15 protein-coding genes and 1 riboswitch are annotated in these 15546 nt (G+C 64.3%); of the genes, 7 read left to right on the top strand and 8 right to left on the bottom strand.

The genetic code is table 11. From position 1 onward, the window contains the following. Positions 1-14 precede the first annotated feature (14 nt). The gene (locus O7A70_RS17370) at positions 15-1526 is read right to left on the bottom strand and encodes a sugar ABC transporter ATP-binding protein (protein ID WP_337141627.1); all 1512 of its coding nucleotides are present in this window, start codon (positions 1524-1526) and stop codon (positions 15-17) included. Between the two features lie 137 nt (positions 1527-1663). Here O7A70_RS17370 and mtnK point away from each other — a divergent pair, with 137 nt between their 5' ends. Both mtnK and mtnA read left to right on the top strand, forming a co-directional pair. After that, positions 1664-2935 carry an S-methyl-5-thioribose kinase gene (gene mtnK / locus O7A70_RS17365; RefSeq protein ID WP_337141459.1) on the top strand — a complete coding sequence of 424 codons (1272 nt, stop codon included), beginning with the start codon at positions 1664-1666 and terminating at the stop codon, positions 2933-2935. Then, on the top strand, positions 2932-4026 hold the full coding sequence (gene mtnA, locus O7A70_RS17360; protein ID WP_337141458.1) for an S-methyl-5-thioribose-1-phosphate isomerase: 1095 nt from the start codon (positions 2932-2934) through the stop codon (positions 4024-4026). Before mtnK ends, mtnA begins: the two co-directional genes overlap by 4 nt. Before the next feature lie 117 nt (positions 4027-4143). On the opposite strand, the gene O7A70_RS17355 is transcribed toward mtnA, so the two are convergent. After that, complete coding sequence (locus O7A70_RS17355; RefSeq protein WP_140714696.1) at positions 4144-4683, bottom strand: Lrp/AsnC family transcriptional regulator; 540 nt, start codon at positions 4681-4683, stop codon at positions 4144-4146. 48 nt (positions 4684-4731) lie between these two features. Here O7A70_RS17355 and O7A70_RS17350 point away from each other — a divergent pair, with 48 nt between their 5' ends. The 4 genes from O7A70_RS17350 to dhaL all read left to right on the top strand — a co-directional run bounded on the left by O7A70_RS17350 (position 4732) and on the right by dhaL (position 8544). Next, a complete protein-coding gene (locus tag O7A70_RS17350; protein ID WP_337141457.1) occupies positions 4732-5907 on the top strand; it encodes an MFS transporter in 1176 nt (391 codons plus the stop codon). A gap of 96 nt (positions 5908-6003) precedes the next feature. Next, positions 6004-6204, top strand: a riboswitch (FMN riboswitch). A gap of 78 nt (positions 6205-6282) precedes the next feature. Then, positions 6283-6756 (top strand): 6,7-dimethyl-8-ribityllumazine synthase, encoded by a 474-nt coding sequence (locus O7A70_RS17345; RefSeq protein WP_337141456.1) that lies wholly within the window; start codon positions 6283-6285, stop codon positions 6754-6756. Positions 6757-6884: 128 nt separating this feature from the next. Beyond that, positions 6885-7898: a dihydroxyacetone kinase subunit DhaK gene (locus O7A70_RS17340; protein WP_337141626.1), complete on the top strand. Its 1014-nt coding sequence runs from the start codon at positions 6885-6887 to the stop codon at positions 7896-7898. A gap of 10 nt (positions 7899-7908) precedes the next feature. Beyond that, positions 7909-8544, top strand: a complete 636-nt coding sequence (dhaL, locus tag O7A70_RS17335; protein WP_337141454.1) for a dihydroxyacetone kinase subunit DhaL — start codon at positions 7909-7911, stop codon at positions 8542-8544. Here the strand turns inward: dhaL and derI are convergent. The 3 genes from derI to O7A70_RS17320 are packed head-to-tail and all read right to left on the bottom strand — an operon-like array spanning position 8541 to position 10556. Further along, complete coding sequence (gene derI, locus O7A70_RS17330; protein WP_337132541.1) at positions 8541-8981, bottom strand: D-erythrulose-4-phosphate isomerase; 441 nt, start codon at positions 8979-8981, stop codon at positions 8541-8543. The genes dhaL and derI overlap by 4 nt on opposite strands. Before the next feature lie 27 nt (positions 8982-9008). Continuing rightward, a complete protein-coding gene (locus O7A70_RS17325; protein WP_337141452.1) occupies positions 9009-9767 on the bottom strand; it encodes a triose-phosphate isomerase in 759 nt (252 codons plus the stop codon). 18 nt (positions 9768-9785) lie between these two features. Next, positions 9786-10556: a DeoR/GlpR family DNA-binding transcription regulator gene (locus tag O7A70_RS17320; RefSeq protein ID WP_337141451.1), complete on the bottom strand. Its 771-nt coding sequence runs from the start codon at positions 10554-10556 to the stop codon at positions 9786-9788. 272 nt (positions 10557-10828) lie between these two features. Between O7A70_RS17320 and fba the strand changes: the two genes are divergently transcribed. Next, positions 10829-11893 carry a class II fructose-bisphosphate aldolase gene (gene fba, locus O7A70_RS17315; protein ID WP_027142227.1) on the top strand — a complete coding sequence of 355 codons (1065 nt, stop codon included), beginning with the start codon at positions 10829-10831 and terminating at the stop codon, positions 11891-11893. Between the two features lie 54 nt (positions 11894-11947). Here the strand turns inward: fba and O7A70_RS17310 are convergent, their stop codons facing one another. Genes O7A70_RS17310 through O7A70_RS17300 form a run of 3 tightly spaced genes read right to left on the bottom strand, consistent with a single transcriptional unit; the run spans position 11948 to position 15542 of the window. After that, positions 11948-12889 (bottom strand): sugar phosphate isomerase/epimerase family protein, encoded by a 942-nt coding sequence (locus tag O7A70_RS17310; RefSeq protein WP_337141449.1) that lies wholly within the window; start codon positions 12887-12889, stop codon positions 11948-11950. A gap of 48 nt (positions 12890-12937) precedes the next feature. Further along, positions 12938-14455 carry a glycerol-3-phosphate dehydrogenase gene (locus O7A70_RS17305; RefSeq protein ID WP_337141448.1) on the bottom strand — a complete coding sequence of 506 codons (1518 nt, stop codon included), beginning with the start codon at positions 14453-14455 and terminating at the stop codon, positions 12938-12940. A gap of 46 nt (positions 14456-14501) precedes the next feature. Beyond that, on the bottom strand, positions 14502-15542 hold the full coding sequence (locus O7A70_RS17300) for a 2-hydroxyacid dehydrogenase (protein ID WP_337141447.1): 1041 nt from the start codon (positions 15540-15542) through the stop codon (positions 14502-14504). Positions 15543-15546: the final 4 nt, after the last annotated feature.

The raw sequence follows: 15546 nt of genomic DNA, 5'->3' as shown, positions 1-15546 counted from the left end.
ATCGGCCGCCACGCTCAGGCAGCGCTGTGCAGCGGTCCGCCCGCGACCTCGGCCAGCAGGCGATCTAGATCGACATCGGCGTTGCGGTGTTCGCCGACGATTGCGTGCTCCGACATCACCAGGATGCGGTCGGCGGTCTCCAGCGCTTCGTCGAGTTCGGTGACGAACAAAAGCGTGGCGCGGCCATTGGCGCTTGCCCTCAGCTTGGCCGCGATGTCGCGCCGGGCCGAAATGTCGACGCCCTGGAACGGCTCGTCGAGGATGAACAGCGCGGCATTCTGGGCCATCCAGCGGGCGACCATCACCTTCTGCTGGTTGCCGCCGGACAACGCCGACATCTCATCCTTCTCCGAGCGGCAGACGATGCCGAGCTGCTCGATCTGCCGGCGCGCAGTGGAGCGTTCGAGGCGGCGCTTGAGCACGCTGAAATTCGACATACGCTTCAGGAAAGGCAAGCTGACATTGCGCTCGATGTTGAAGCCGCCGACGATGCCGCTGGTGGCGCGATCCTTGGCGACGAGGAACACGCCGGCGGCGATTGCGTCGCCCGCCGAGCGCGGCGCGTAAGGCTTGCCGTTCATCGTCATGGTGCCGGCGACTGGTCGGCGCACGCCGAACAGCGTCTCGGCAAGAGCGGTCTTGCCGACACCGACGAGACCGGTGATGGCGACCACTTCGCCATCGCCAAGCGTCAGCGAAATCGGCTTGGCGCCCTGCGCGATGCGAAGGCCTTCGACGCTCAGGACCGCCCTGGCCGAACTCCTGGCGACGATGCGGTCGAGATGGATCTTGCGGCCAAGCATGGCGTTGACCGCGCCTTCATAGTCGAGCGGCTTGGTGTCGAAGACGCCGGAGACGACACCGTCGCGCATCGAGACGATGCGGTCCGCAAGCCGCCTGATGTCCGACATGCGGTGCGAGATATAGAGGATCGCCACGCCTTGCTCGCGCAGCCGGTCGACCAGCGCGAACAGCCTGTCGGCTTCGGCGCTGGAGAGCGACGAGGTCGGCTCATCGAGGATCAGCACTTTCGGCTGGTGTGCCAGCGCACGGGCAATCGCCACCATCTGGCGATCGGCGAGCGAAAGATCGCTGACGCGCGCCTTCAAATCGATATCCAGCCCCATGCGGTCGGCGACCGCCTTGGCTTCGCGGCGCACGCGGGCGGGATTGAACAGGGTCGGCGCGCCTTTGCCGCTCAGCCTGTCGAGGGTGAGATTGGTGGCTACGTCGAGATCGGCGACGACGCCGTCATTGATGTTCTGGTGCACGGTGACGACGCCGGCGCGGATCGCTTCCGCCGGCGTGTTCGGCGCAAAATCCTGCCCGGCAAGCGTCATCGTGCCGCCGCCACGCTCGTAGACGCCGCTGACGATCTTGACGAGGGTGGATTTACCGGCGCCGTTGGCGCCCATCAGCACGGTCACTTCACCGGCATGGAGATCCAGCGCGATGCCGCCAAGCACCTCGTTGCGGCCAAAGGATTTCCTCAGTCCCTCTACGCGGAACACGGCATTGCCGACCATGCGTTCCTCCCTGACCATGACGCTATGGTCAATATCGGCAATTGTCAACACGATTGACAATTGCCAGACGGCTTCCTAGCTTGGCCTCGCCGTCAAGGCTCCCTTATGATGGGAGCACATAGGCGGGAGGGACAAGGATGACTGGGAAATTGCCGTTCGAAGCATTGTCGGTGGAGACGCTCTCAACACGTCTCGGCACGAACGAAGCGCTGTGCGCGAAGATCGGCAAGGATGCGAGCGCCTGGAAGGTCCGCGAGGTCGGGGACGGCAATCTGAACCTGGTGTTCATCGTCGAAGGCGCCAGCGGCGGCGCCATCGTCAAGCAGGCCCTGCCCTATGTCCGGCTGGTCGGCGACAGCTGGCCGCTCCCCTTGAAGCGCTCCTTCTTCGAATACCACGCACTGACCCGGCAGGAGGCGCGCGCGCCGGGCTCGGTGCCGGCGATCTACTACTTCGACGAAGTCCAGGCGCTGATCATCATGGAATATCTGTCGCCGCACATCATCCTGCGGCGGGCGCTGATCGAAGGCCGGCAGTTGCCGAACATCGCCCGGGATATCGGGCTGTTCATGGCCCGCACGCTGTTCCGCGGGTCCGACCTGTCGATGGTGACCAAGGAGCGCAAGGCGGACCTGGCGCTGTTCGCGGACAATGTCGAGCTTTGCGACATCACCGAGAACCTGGTGTTTTCCGACCCGTATTTCGACGCCAAGATGAACCGCCACACCAGTCCGCAGCTCGACGGTCTGGTGGCGGAACTGCGGGCCGACCGCGATCTCAAGGTGGAGGCGCAGCGGCTGAAGCATCTCTTCGCCGCCAATGCCGAGACACTTCTGCATGGCGACCTGCATTCCGGCTCGATCATGGTCACCGATCAGGAAACGCGGATGATCGATCCGGAGTTCGCCTACTACGGTCCGATGGCGTTCGACGTCGGCATGCTGCTCGCCAATTTCTGGATGTCGTTCTTCTCGCAACGCGGGCATGAGCAGAAGGGCAAGCGCGACGCCATGCGTGCCTATCTGCTCGACGTCGTGGTCGAGACATGGGCGGTGTTCCGCGCCGAGTTCTCGCATCTGTGGCGCACCGAGCGCACCGGCATGCTCTACCAGAAGAGCCTGTTCGAGGATCAGGGCGACAGGCTGGGCGCCGAACAGGCGCTCGATAATGTCCTGCACCAGATCTGGGATGATCTGCTCGGCTTTGCCGGCATCGAGGTGCACAGGCGCATCCTCGGCCTCGCCCACAATGCCGACTTCGAGACCATTGCCGATGAAGATCTGCGCGCCAGTTGTGAGGCGAAGGCACTGAAATTCGGCCGCCACATCGCCGTGAACCGGCGCCAGATTCACAGCATCGACGAGGTCAACAATCTGGCCGCGCTGATCGAACAGGAGAACAGCATTTGAACGTCGGCGACCGCCACTATCGGACCATCTGGCTCAGCGACGACGGCCGCTCGGTGGAGATCATCGATCAGCGCTGGCTGCCGCATGAATTCCGCATCGAGAAGCTTGGCACGGTCGCCGGCATCGCCACCGCGATCCGCGACATGTGGGTGCGCGGCGCACCGTTGATCGGGGTCACGGCGGCCTACGGCGTCGCCATGCAGATGGCGCACGATCCGTCCGACGAAGCGCTCGACACCGTGTGGGAAACTCTGCACGAGACACGACCGACGGCGATCAACCTGCGCTGGGCGCTGGACGAGATGCGGCGTTTCCTGCGGCCGTTGCCGGCCGGACAACGCGCCGCTGCCGCCTATCGGCGCGCCAGTGAAATCGCCGACGAGGATGTCGGGCTCAACCGCGCCATCGGCGTGAACGGTCTCGCCATCATCAAGGACATCGCGGCGCGCAAGCAGCCGGGCGAGACGGTCAATATCCTCACCCACTGCAATGCCGGCTGGCTGGCGACGGTCGACTATGGCACAGCCACTTCACCGATCTATCTCGCTGTCGAAGCCGGCATTCCCGTCCATGTCTATGTGGATGAAACACGCCCGCGCAACCAGGGCGCCCAGCTGACCGCCTGGGAGATGGCCGGCCATGGCGTGCCGCACACGTTGATCGTCGACAATGCCGGCGGCCATCTGATGCAGCGCGGCGCAATCGACATGGTCATCGTCGGCACCGACCGCACGACAGCCGACGGCGATGTCTGCAACAAGATCGGCACCTATCTGAAGGCGCTCGCCGCAGCCGACAACGACGTGCCGTTCTACGTCGCGCTGCCCTCTCCCACCATCGACTGGACGGTGGGCGACGGCCTCGCCGAAATCCCGATCGAGGAGCGCTCGGGCGACGAGGTATCGCTGGTCTGGGGCAAGACCGCCACGGGCGAGATCGCCCAGGTGCGTGTGTCGCCCGAAGCGACGCCGGCAAGGAACCCCGCCTTCGACGTGACGCCGGCACGGCTGGTGACCGGACTGATCACCGAGCGCGGCATCGCCAAGGCATCGCGCGAAGGACTGAAGGCGATGTTCCCCGAGCGGGGATAATCAGAACCGAGCGGCGTCATCCGTTAGAGCGGTCCAGCTGGAATCGCCGGCCGCTCCAACTCTCTGTTTTCACGCAATTCCCGACGGAAACCGCAGCACAGTTTTCCTGGAATTGCTTCAGTAGAGCGGCTTGCCCATGTGCTTCGGCGTCGGCCATTGCGCCGTGATGCCGGGCTGCACCGGCCGTTCGAGGTAGGTCGCCAGAACCACGTAGCTGCGCGTCGAGGTGACGCCGGGTGTCTCGTAGAGACGCAACAGCAGTCCTTCGAGCGCCTTGGTGTCCTCGGTGCGCACCTTGAGCAAGACGCATGTGTCGCCGGCGACGGTGTGGATTTCCTCGACCTCGGGATATTCCGAGATCGCCATCAGTTCCGGGGTCTTGCCCCAGCCGCTGGTGTCGATATGGACGAAGGTGAGCAGCGGCTTTCTCACCGCGTTGGGATCAATGATGGCGGCCGTGTTGCGGATGGCGCCGCTGCGCCGAAGCCGCTTGACGCGCTCATGCGCTGCCGGCGGCGACAGGCCGACACGTTCGCCGAGCTCGGCATAACTGACGGTCGCGTCGTCGACCAGAACGCCTAATATCTTTCGGTCGGTCGCATCGACATCCCGGGCCGCCGGCCTGTTCCGCTGAATGCCATCTGTTTCTTCATCCATGCCGATATTCCCGATTGTCACGGAATTTAATACGGCCATTATGATGATATGTCGAACAACGATCAAGCTGCAACCTTGAACGCGGACACCAGGCCGCCCATCCCGGCGCTTGCCTATCTCCTGACCGGATGCATCGCCGTGATCGGCTCGAATTCGCTGGTGCTGGGCCCGATCGCTCCGGCGGTGGCCGTATCGTTCGCGACCAGCGTTCCCATGGTGATGATGGCGGCGGCCGCCTTCGGCCTCGGCACATCGGCGAGCGCCCTGTTCCTGGCACGCCATATCGACCGGGTCGGCGCGCGCCGGATGCTGCAAGCGGCCTTGCTGCTGCTGGCATTGGCCCTGGTCGCCAGCGCGGCCGCGCCCACGGTGGCCGCGCTGGTTGCCGCGCAGCTTGTCGCCGGGATTGCCGCCGGCGTCGCCATGCCGGCAATCTACGCGAGTGCCGCGGCTATCGCTCCGCCCGGCCGCGAAAGCGGCACGATCGGCGTGGTGCTGACCGGATGGACGCTCAGCATGGTGGCCGGCGTTTCGCTGTCGGCGGTGCTTGCCGATCTCGTGCACTGGCGCGCCGTCTTCGCCGCCGTGGCGCTGCTGGCCACCCTGGCGCTGGGCGGTCTCAGCGCATCGTCGCTCCCGGATGTCAGGAAGACCGGGCCGGCGCCCTCGCCGTTCGAGGCGTTCGGCATTCCCGGCATCGTGCCGCTGCTGGTCGCCTGCGGCGCCTTCATGACGGCCTTCTACGGTGTTTATGGCTATCTTGGCGATCATCTTCACAGCGGACTGGGACAGGCGGTCAGCGCCAACGGTCTGGCGGCCCTCGCCTATGGCGCGGGGTTCGGCACGGCGGCGCTCTTCGATGGCATCATCGATCGCCTGGGCGCCCGGCGCGTCATGCCTTTCGCCTATCTTCTCGTCGCCATGGTCTATGTGGCGATCGCCGCGACCAGCGACAGCTATGGCCTGACACTCGCCATGGTGGCCGCCTGGGGGCTTGCCAATCATTTCGGCCTGAACGTGCTGGTGATGCGCCTGTCGGCGCTCGATCCGTCACGGCGGGGTACGATCATGGGCCTGAACAGCGCGGTAACCTACCTCGCGGTGTTCGTCGGCACCACCGGCTTCGGGCCGCTCTATTCCGGCTTCGGCTTTGCCACATGCGCGATGGTCGCGGCGGTGCTGATGCTGGTTGCCGCCTCGGCTGCGGCATGGCGCACCCGGTAGAACCATCATCGCATTGCTCGAGCCGACGGAACGTGGTTGGCCAGCGGCCTGTCGCGCGGTTGACACCGGCACCCCTGCTCTTCATACAGAGCGCGTTAATGTTCTCAGGGCGGGGTGAAAGTCCCCACCGGCGGTAAGGACTCCCAGTTGCGCATGATTCCTTTCCGAAAACCGGTTCCGGTTTTCGGGGTCATGCGCGGGGCCCAAGCCCGCGAGCGCTTTCCGGCATCGGAAAGGTCAGCAGATCCGGTGTGATTCCGGAGCCGACGGTTAGAGTCCGGATGAAAGAGAACGAAACGGAAAACGGACCGCCTCGGCGGGCCGGATTTCGTATCGTGCGTCCTGATTCTGGTTCGAAACGGAAGGAATGGACCCATGAATCAGCATTCCCACAAAGACTATGAAACAACCCGCATCGCCGTCATCAGGGCGCGCTGGCATGCCGACATTGTCGACCAGTGCGTGCAAGCCTTCGAGGCGGAGCTGGCCGAGATCGGCGGCGGACGCTTTGCCGCCGACGTCTTCGACGTGCCCGGTGCCTACGAGATTCCGCTGCATGCCAAGACACTTGCCGGGACCGGCCGCTACGCCGCGATCCTCGGTACGGCGTTCGTCGTTAATGGCGGCATCTACCGGCACGACTTCGTTGCAGGCGCCGTCATCGACGGCATGATGAACGTGCAGCTTTCGACCGGCGTGCCGGTCCTTTCGGCGGTGCTCACGCCGCACAATTTTCACGACAACGCCGAGCATCACCGCTTCTTCTTCGAGCATTTCACGGTCAAGGGCAAAGAGGCGGCCAACGCCTGTGTGCAGATCCTCGCCGCGCGGGAAAAGATCGCGGCCTGAAGCACTGAAGCCGGGTGGAAATCCCGGCAACAGCCGGTAGTATCGGATGCATGTCGCCCAAAAACGCGCAGCGGTTTTGGGATAACGACGTGCATAAACAAGACCTGGAAAATGCCGAGTTCGGGAGGATGCCGGTGCAGACCAAGAAGATCATCAACGACGGCAACCGCGCCGTCGACGAAATGCTCGAAGGGATCCTGGCCGCGCATCCTCGCCATCTCACAAGCGTGGACGGCAGCCCGCGCTCGATCATCGCCCGCGACGGCGCACGGCCCGGCAAGGTCGGGCTGGTGATCGGTGGCGGCTCCGGCCACGAGCCGACCTTTCTCGGCTTTGTCGGCAAGGGGCTGGCGGACGCGGCGGCGATCGGCAACGTCTTTGCCTCGCCACCACCGGATCCGATCCTGGAATGCGCCAAGGCGGTCAGCGGCGGTGCCGGCGTCCTGTTCATGTACGGCAACTATGCCGGCGACGTGATGAATTTCGACATGGCGGCCGAGATGGCCGGCATGGAAGACGTCGAGGTGCGAACCGTGCTGACCACCGACGACGTCGCCTCGGCACCGCTTGACCAGCGGCAGAAGCGCCGTGGTGTCGCCGGCAATTTCTTCATCTTCAAGGCCGCCGGTGCGGCCTGCGACCTCATGCTCTCGCTCGACGAATGCGAACGGATCGCGCGCAAGGCCAATGACCACACCTTCACCATGGGCGTGGCGCTGTCGCCCTGCTCGCTGCCGCAGACGCGGCGGCCGAATTTCGAGATCGGCGCCGACGAAATGGAGATCGGCATGGGCATCCATGGCGAACCCGGCATCGCGCGTGGCAAGCTCGGGACCGCCGATGAGATTGCCGACGAGATGCTCGACAGGATTTTCGCCGAGATGGCGCCGAAGCGGGGCGACAAGGTCGCGGTGCTGGTCAACTCGCTGGGATCGACGCCGCTGATGGAGCTCTATATCATGAACCGCCGGGTCAAGCAGCGGCTCGATGCAATCGGCGTTTCCGTCCACGCGACCTGGGTCGGCAATTATTGCACGTCGCTGGAAATGGCCGGCGCCTCGGTGACGCTTTTCCATCTCGACGAAGAGTTGCAGACGATGCTCGACCATCCCTGCGACTGCGCCATGTTCCGTGCCGGCTGAGGAGCGCTCCATGACCATCGCTGCCTCCGACCTGAAAAGAATGTTCGATGCGATCGCGGTGGCGATCGAAGCCGACAGGGACCGGCTTTGCCAGCTCGACGGCGTCATCGGCGACGCCGACCACGGCATTGCGATGGCGCTCGGGTTCAACGCCGTGCGCGATGCGCTGGCATTGGTCGACCTTGCGGCGACCGAGCCGACCACGCTCCTCAACACGGCGGCGAAATCGTTCCTCAATGCCGTCGGCGCGTCCTGCGGACCGCTCTATGCCACCGCCTTCATGCGCGCCGCCGCCGCCGTCAAGGGCAAGGCGACGCTCGCGGACGCCGAGTTCATCGCGCTGCTGCAGGCCATGGCGCAAGGCATCAAGGATCGCGGCAAGGCCGAGATCGGCGAGAAGACAATGGTCGACGCCTGGCAACCGGCGGCGGAAGCGGCCGGCGCCAGCAATGCAGCAGGAAAAGACCTTGCTGAAAGCCTGCAGGCAGCCCTTGCCGCCGCCGAGCGCGGCGCGGAATCGACCAGGGACATGATCGCCGCCAAGGGCCGCTCGTCACGGCTTGGCGAGCGGTCGCTCGGACACATGGACCCAGGCGCGGCCTCGGCCGTCACCGTCATCGGGGCCATGCGCGACAGTCTCTCTTAGCTCTTTGCCGCGTCGAGCCTGTTGATCGCCTGGACGTTGCCGGCCGAGGGCCCCTTCTCGTCGAACTCCGAGGCCAGCCAGGTGTCGACAATGGCTTTGGCCAGTTCCGGACCGATAACACGGGCGCCCATGGTGATGATCTGGGCGTTGTTGGATTTCGCCGCGCGTTCGGCCGAGTAGGTGTCGTGGGTAAGTGCCGCGCGGATCCCCGGCACCTTGTTGGCCGAGATCGAGACGCCGATGCCGGTGCCGCAGAACAGGATGCCGCGATCGTTCTCGCCGTCGACGATCGTCTGGGCAAGTTTCTGCGACAGGTCGGCATAGAAGCCGGCCTGGCTGAGGTCGCTGACGGTGAGGCCGGGCTTGGTTGCCAGATGCGCGGCGATGACGTCGAGCAGCGGCTTGCCGGCGCTATCGGCTCCAATGGCTATTTTCATTTTTTGTCCCTTTCCAGTTCGATTGATTCAGATCGCGGCTGACGCGCGGCGCAGGATGTCGATGTAGCCTTCGGCCTGCCAGGCGGAGCGGCCGATGAACAGGCCATCGATGTTGGGCCGGTCGATCAGTTCCGCGGCATTGCCAGGGTTGACGCTGCCGCCATAGAGCACCGGCGGCGCGGACGGTAGCAGACCGGCGGCGACCTTCTTGATCAGCGCCTGCTGCTTGTCGGCATAGTCGGAGCTGGCCGGAATGCCCTTGTCGCCGATCGCCCAGACCGGCTCGTAGGCGAACAGGATTTTTGCCCCCTTCGCCTCGCCTTCGAGAAATTGCAATGCACCCTCGACCTGGTTGGTCAGCACCGCATCGGCCTTGCCGCTTTCGCGCTCGGCCAGCGTCTCGCCGACGCAGATCAGTGGTATCAGTCCATGCTTGACCGCTGCCGCCGTCTTCAGCCCGACCGTGCGATCGGTCTCGCCGAAATGTTCGCGCCGTTCGCTATGGCCGAGTTCGACCAGGTCGAGGCCGCAATCGTTCAGCATCACCGGCGAGATCTCGCCGGTCCAGGCGCCGGCATCGGCCCAATGCATGTTCTGCGCGCCGACCTTGATGCGCGTGGCCGACAGCGACTGCCTGACTTCGCGCACCGCCGTGAAGGGCGGAATGACGAAAGGCTGGATGCGATCGTCGAAACCCGGCACGAAGCCGGCCAGCGCCCCGGCAAAATCAAGCGCCTCGGCGAGCGTCTTGTTCATCTTCCAGCTTGTACCGACCCAGTAAACCACGCGTACTCTCCTTGATCCTCAATCCTTGTCGCCGACCACCGTCAGCGAAACCCCGGCCGCATCCAGCGTCGCGCGCATCCCGGGCTCCGGCTCGCGTCCGGTGAAGACGGTATCGAATGCCTTGAGATCGGTCAGGAAATGCAGCGCACTGCGGCCAAACTTGCCGTGATCGACCAGCAGGTATTTGCGGGTCGCCGCGGCCATCATCAGCCGCTTGGCCTGCACCACTTCCTGGTCCTGATGGAAGGCGGAGCCGCCGTGGATGGCGGATGACGACAGGAAGGCGACATCGGCGCGCAGCGATCGCAGCGAAGCCTCCGCGAGCAGGCCGAAGAAGCCATGGAATTTCTTCGAGTATTGGCCGCCGAGCGCGATCAGGTTGATGCCTCCGGCACCGGCCAGATCCTGGATGACGGCGAGATTGTTGGTGATCACCGTCAGCGGCCTGAGATCGCCGAGATGTCGCGCGATACTGCCCGCCGTCGAGCCGTCGTCGATGATGACCGTCTGGCCGGGTTCGATCATGGCCGCGGCCGCCGCCGCAAGCCGCTCTTTTTCCCCAGTCGCCTGCTTCTGCCGGTAGCGGAAATCGCTTTCGAAGAGGCTGCTCGGCTGTATCGAGGCGCCGCCGCGCACCTTGCGCAGGAAACCACTCTCCTCGAGCTCGTCGAGGTCGCGGTGCACGGTCATCCTCGAGACGCCAAAGCGGGAGGCAAGATCGTCGACACTCGCCGCGCCGGCGTCCATCAGGAAGTCCATGATGCCTTGCCGTCTGTTGTCGCTCTTCATTCTCGCCGACCCGGCAACGCAGAAGCCGGGCTCCTTGATCGAACCAAGACATAACAGACATTGCCGCGCATGTATCATAATTTTTGTGATAATGAGATATTTCACTGGGATATTTCGCCGGCTTTTATCGCGCCGCTGTAACAAGAATTGCTGCCGGGACGGTCTGTCACGGTTGCGGTTGCGCGGAATTCCGGCCAGAAGCATCGGTGGGCTGAACGATGCGCGGACAGCCCGCAACCACAGGTTTGAAACCAGATACGGGAGACTAATCGTTGGCTCGCATCACACTGAGACAATTGCTCGATCACGCCGCCGAATACGGCTATGGCGTGCCGGCCTTCAACATGAACAACATGGAACAGGGCCTGGCCATCATGGAGGCCGCGGAGGAGACCAAGTCGCCGGTCATCCTGCAGGCAAGCCGCGGTGCGCGCGCCTATGCCAATGACGTGGTGCTGGCCAAGCTGATCGACGCCCTGGTGGAAATCCACCCCGACATCCCGGTCTGCATGCATCTCGACCACGGCAACAACGAAGCCACCTGCGTCACCGCGATCCAGTACGGCTTCACCTCGGTGATGATGGACGGTTCGCTGAAGGAGGACGGCAAGTCGCCGGCCGACTATGCCTATAATTCCGGTATCACACGGCGTGTGGTCGACATGGCGCATTGGGGTGGCGTGTCGGTGGAAGGCGAGATCGGCGTGCTGGGCTCGCTCGAGAGCGGCGGCGGCGAGCAGGAAGACGGCCACGGCGTCGAAGGCGCGATCAGCCACGATCAGTTGCTCACTGATCCGGTGCAGGCCGAGCAGTTCGTGCGTGACACCCATGTCGATGCGCTGGCGGTGGCCATGGGCACCAGCCACGGCGCCTATAAATTCTCGCGCAAGCCCGACGGCGCGGTTCTGGCCATGAATGTCATCGAGGAGATCCACCGCCGGCTGCCGAACATGCACCTGGTCATGCACGGTTCGTCTTCGGTGCCGGAGGACTTGCAGGAAATCATCAACAAATATGGCGGCCAGATGAAACCGACCTGGGGCGTGCCGGTGGAAGAGATCCAGCGCGGCATCAAGCATGGCGTGCGCAAGATCAACATCGACACCGACAACCGCATGGCGTTGACCGGCGCGATCCGCAAGGTGCTGACCGAAAACCCGAGCGAGTTCGATCCGCGCAAATACCTGACGCCGGCGATGGCGGCGATGAGGAAGCTCTGCAAGGAGCGCTTCGAGCAATTCGGAACCGCCGGCAATGCGCCGAAGATCAAGCCGCTGCCGGTCTCGGAAATGGCCAAGCGCTACAAGTCGGGCAGCCTCGATCCGAAATTCGCCTGAGTTCGATCCGGTTGCATTTCACGGACAGGAGCCGCATCGGCTCCTGTCCAATTTCTATCCGGCTTTCGGCAGCAGGCCAGGCCTGCCGGTCTCGATGAAGGGTGCCCAATAGTCGACCGACTCGCGGATCATGGCGACCACCTGATGGTCGACCGGCTCGCGCTCGCGGAACGACAGTTCGAGGCAGATCTCGTTGTCGGTGCCGCCGCCGCGGCGCACCGTCTCCAGCAGCTTCTCAGGCGTGATGCGGCCGTCCTTGTTGTGGGCTGACGTGAACGGCCAGTGGCCGCCCTTGTTCATCGACGACTGCTTGACGTGGATGATCGGTGATTTGCGGGGGAAGGCCTCGGCCCAGGCATAGGGATCGATGTCGGCCGGGTTGGAGGAGGTCACGTCGCCATGGTCGATGTCGACCATCATCTCCAGCGGAATGGCCATGCCGGCTGCATCGATCGCATCCTGCAGCATCCGGCAATTCTCGATCGTGTGGCCGAACTCGCGGCCAACCGACATCGGCTCCCAGAACAGGTAGGTCAGGCCTGCCGCCCGGGCGTGTTCGGCGACCTCGCGCCAGCAGTCCAGCGCGATGTCGAACAGACGCGCGCGGCGGTCGGGGTCGTCGAAGTCGCGATGCGTGAAAATGGCGAACTGCGTGCCCATGCCGCCAGCGCCAAGCTCGGCCGAGATATCGGCAAAGGTCTTGAACCAATCGACATAGTAGCGGCGCACATCGGCATCGGGATGGCCGAAATGGTTGAGCCGGCCATAAGGGCCGGTCATGCCGGAGGTGACGCGCACGCCGGTGCGGCTCAAGGCGTTGCGGAACATGCGGACGAATTTGACGATCGTCGCCGCCGGCCAGCCCGGATTGACGAATTCGTGCGTGAGTTGAACGTCCCTGATGCCGATGCCATAGGCGATGGTGTCGATCAGATCGTCGGGCTCCGCGAAGCGGTTGACCAGCGGATTGGTGTTGAGGGAGAGCGTGAAGGCCAAGGTCGCTATCCCTTCAACGCTGTCGCCGAATAGGGGCAGTGAGCGCCATCAGCCTGCCCTCGCCTGCCGGGTCGCGCACCAATGCTCGAAGGCCGACTTCTCCTCGGCGGACAGATGCAGGCCATGCTTGGTGCGCCGTTCGAGAATGTCGGCCGCGTCTTCCGCCCATTCCTGTTCAAAGAGGTAGTTCGCCTCGCGCTCGAAGAAATCCCTGCCGAAGCACCGCCCCAGTGCGGCGAGCGAACGGGCGCCGCCGACCACGGACCGCGTCCTGGTGCCGTAGAGCCGGCCGTAATGCTTGAGCAGGGATGCCGGCATCCATGGATACTCATTCGCGAGGTCGCCGAGGAACTGTTCGAAATCGGCATTGGCGATATCGCCGCCGGGCAAATGCGCCTTCGCGGTCCATGCTTTGCCCATCTTCGGAAAGAACGGCGCGATCCTGTCCAGCGCATGCTCGGCCAGTTTGCGGAAGGTGGTGATCTTGCCGCCGAAGACGGAGAGCAGCGGCGCCTGCGCATCCGGCGCGTCGAGTTCGAAAATATAGTCGCGGGTCACTGCACTTGGATTATCGGCGTTGTCGTCATAGAGCGGCCTGACGCCGGAGAAGGAATAGACCACATCGTTGCGCGCAAGGCCGCGCTTGAAATAGCGGTTGACCACTGTGATGAGGTAGTCGATCTCGCTCTCATCCGCGGTCACATCCTCCGGCCGGCCTTCGTAGGGAATGTCGGTGGTTCCGATCAGCGCGAGATCGTTCTGGTAGGGATTGATGAAGATGACGCGCTTGTCGCTGTTCTGGACGAGATAGGCTTGCCTTCCCTCCCAGAACTTGGGCACGACGATATGGCTGCCCTTGACGAGGCGGACATTGCGCCTGGAATTCTGGCCGGCAACACGGTTGACGATGTCGTTGACCCAGGGACCGGCGGCATTGATCAGCGCGCGGGCCCGCACACTGGTCTTGATGCCGGTCCTGACGTCACGCATCTCGACGACCCAGAGGCCGCCCTCTCGGCGGGCGGCGGTGCAGGCGGTGCGGGTGAAGACCTTGGCTCCCCGCTCGGCGGCGTCGAGCGCATTGATGACGACAAGGCGGGCATCGTCGACCCAACAATCGGAATATTCGAAGCCGCGCTTGAAACTGTCCTTGATCGGCGCCCCCTCGGGCGCGGTGCGCAGGTCGAGCGTACGGGTGGCGGGCAGCCGTTTGCGGCCGCCGAGATGGTCGTAAAGGAACAGGCCGAGCCGCACCAGCCATGCCGGCCGGTCATCGGGGCTGTGCGGCAGCACGAAGCGCATCGGCCAGATGATGTGCGGCGCCGATTCCAGCAGCACCTCGCGCTCGATCAGCGCCTCGCGCACCAGGCGGAACTCGTAATATTCGAGGTAGCGCAGACCGCCATGGACGAGCTTGCCCGAGCGCGAACTGGTGCCTTCGGCGAGATCGTCCTTTTCGCACAGGATGACTGAAAGCCCGCGGCCGGCGGCATCGCGCGCGATGCCGGCGCCGTTGACGCCGCCGCCGATGACGAAGAGGTCGACGATGTCAGGGCCGACGCTCATCTTGCCGTCACCCCGCTGCCGGATTGTCGCATCATGGCCATCGCTCTCAGCACGGATTGACCGGAGGCAGGCCGGCCAGGTAACGGCGCACCTCCTCGGCGGCCTGCTCGGCGGCATAGGTCACGGTGCGCACCGAGGCGCCGGCGATATGCGGCGTCAGCGTCACATTGGGAAGCCGCAGCAGCGGCCAGTCCGAGGGCACCGGCTCGACCGCGAAGGTCTCCAGCATGGCGCTGGCGATCTGCCCCGAAACCAGCGCTTCGTAAAGCGCGTCATAGTCGACCAATGGGCCACGCGCCGTGTTGACGAAGATCACCCCCGGCTTCATCCGCGCGATGGTGTCCTTGCCGATCAGGCCGCGTGTTTCCCCGGTCACCCGCGAATGCAGCGTGACCACGTCGGCGCGCGACAGGAGATCGTCGAGCGCAACCAGTTCGACGCCGGCGTTGCGATCCTCCGCGCTCAACTGCACATAGGGATCGCTGACCAGGACATGGCAGCCGAAGGCACGCAGCAGACGCACCACTTTCGTGCCGATATTGCCGTAGCCGACGACGCCCACGGTCATTTCACCGAGTTCGCGGCCGGTGCGGTCGGCGCGGTAGAGATCGCCGCGCCATTCCCCCTTGCGCAGGGCCTCGTGGCCGACCCGGATCAGGCGCGTCTCGGCAAGGATGGCGCCGATGGTGAACTCGGCCACGGCGGTGGCGTTACGGCCGGGCACATTGACCACGGTGATGCCGTGCGTCTTGGCGGCAGCCATGTCGATGTTGATCGGTCCGCCGCGCGACACCGCGACCAGTTTGAGCGATGGCAGGCGCCGCATCATGCCTTCCGACAGGGGCGCAAGCTGGGTGACGAGGATTTCGGCGTCGCCGATGAAGTCGACGACCTCGTCGGGATGGCCGAAATATTCCTTGACCTTGTCGAGGCCGAGCGCCGGATTGCCGAACTCCATCGGCTCGTCGGGCCAGGCCGTCTGCAAGGTCCTGATGCCGAGGTCGCCACTGACAACCTTCTCGATTTTGGCGCGAAACACCTCCGGCAGCATGAAGTTGTCGCCAATGATCGCTATTTTCCTGGGCATACTC

This window comes from Mesorhizobium sp. Cs1299R1N1, from assembly GCF_037179655.1.
Lineage (GTDB): Bacteria > Pseudomonadota > Alphaproteobacteria > Rhizobiales > Rhizobiaceae > Mesorhizobium > Mesorhizobium salmacidum.
This window is presented reverse-complemented; position numbering and strand designations above follow the sequence as displayed.

Coding starts and splice junctions, on each gene's coding strand:
- O7A70_RS17355 (WP_140714696.1), bottom strand. CDS start 4,683: ATGGATGAAGAAACAGATGGCATTCAGCGGAACAGGCCGGCGGCCCGG.
- O7A70_RS17300 (WP_337141447.1), bottom strand. CDS start 15,542: ATGCCCAGGAAAATAGCGATCATTGGCGACAACTTCATGCTGCCGGAG.
- O7A70_RS17370 (WP_337141627.1), bottom strand. CDS start 1,526: ATGGTCGGCAATGCCGTGTTCCGCGTAGAGGGACTGAGGAAATCCTTT.
- O7A70_RS17305 (WP_337141448.1), bottom strand. CDS start 14,455: ATGAGCGTCGGCCCTGACATCGTCGACCTCTTCGTCATCGGCGGCGGC.
- O7A70_RS17345 (WP_337141456.1), top strand. CDS start 6,283: ATGAATCAGCATTCCCACAAAGACTATGAAACAACCCGCATCGCCGTC.
- mtnK (WP_337141459.1), top strand. CDS start 1,664: ATGACTGGGAAATTGCCGTTCGAAGCATTGTCGGTGGAGACGCTCTCA.
- O7A70_RS17340 (WP_337141626.1), top strand. CDS start 6,885: ATGCCGGTGCAGACCAAGAAGATCATCAACGACGGCAACCGCGCCGTC.
- O7A70_RS17320 (WP_337141451.1), bottom strand. CDS start 10,556: ATGAAGAGCGACAACAGACGGCAAGGCATCATGGACTTCCTGATGGAC.
- dhaL (WP_337141454.1), top strand. CDS start 7,909: ATGACCATCGCTGCCTCCGACCTGAAAAGAATGTTCGATGCGATCGCG.
- derI (WP_337132541.1), bottom strand. CDS start 8,981: ATGAAAATAGCCATTGGAGCCGATAGCGCCGGCAAGCCGCTGCTCGAC.
- O7A70_RS17350 (WP_337141457.1), top strand. CDS start 4,732: ATGTCGAACAACGATCAAGCTGCAACCTTGAACGCGGACACCAGGCCG.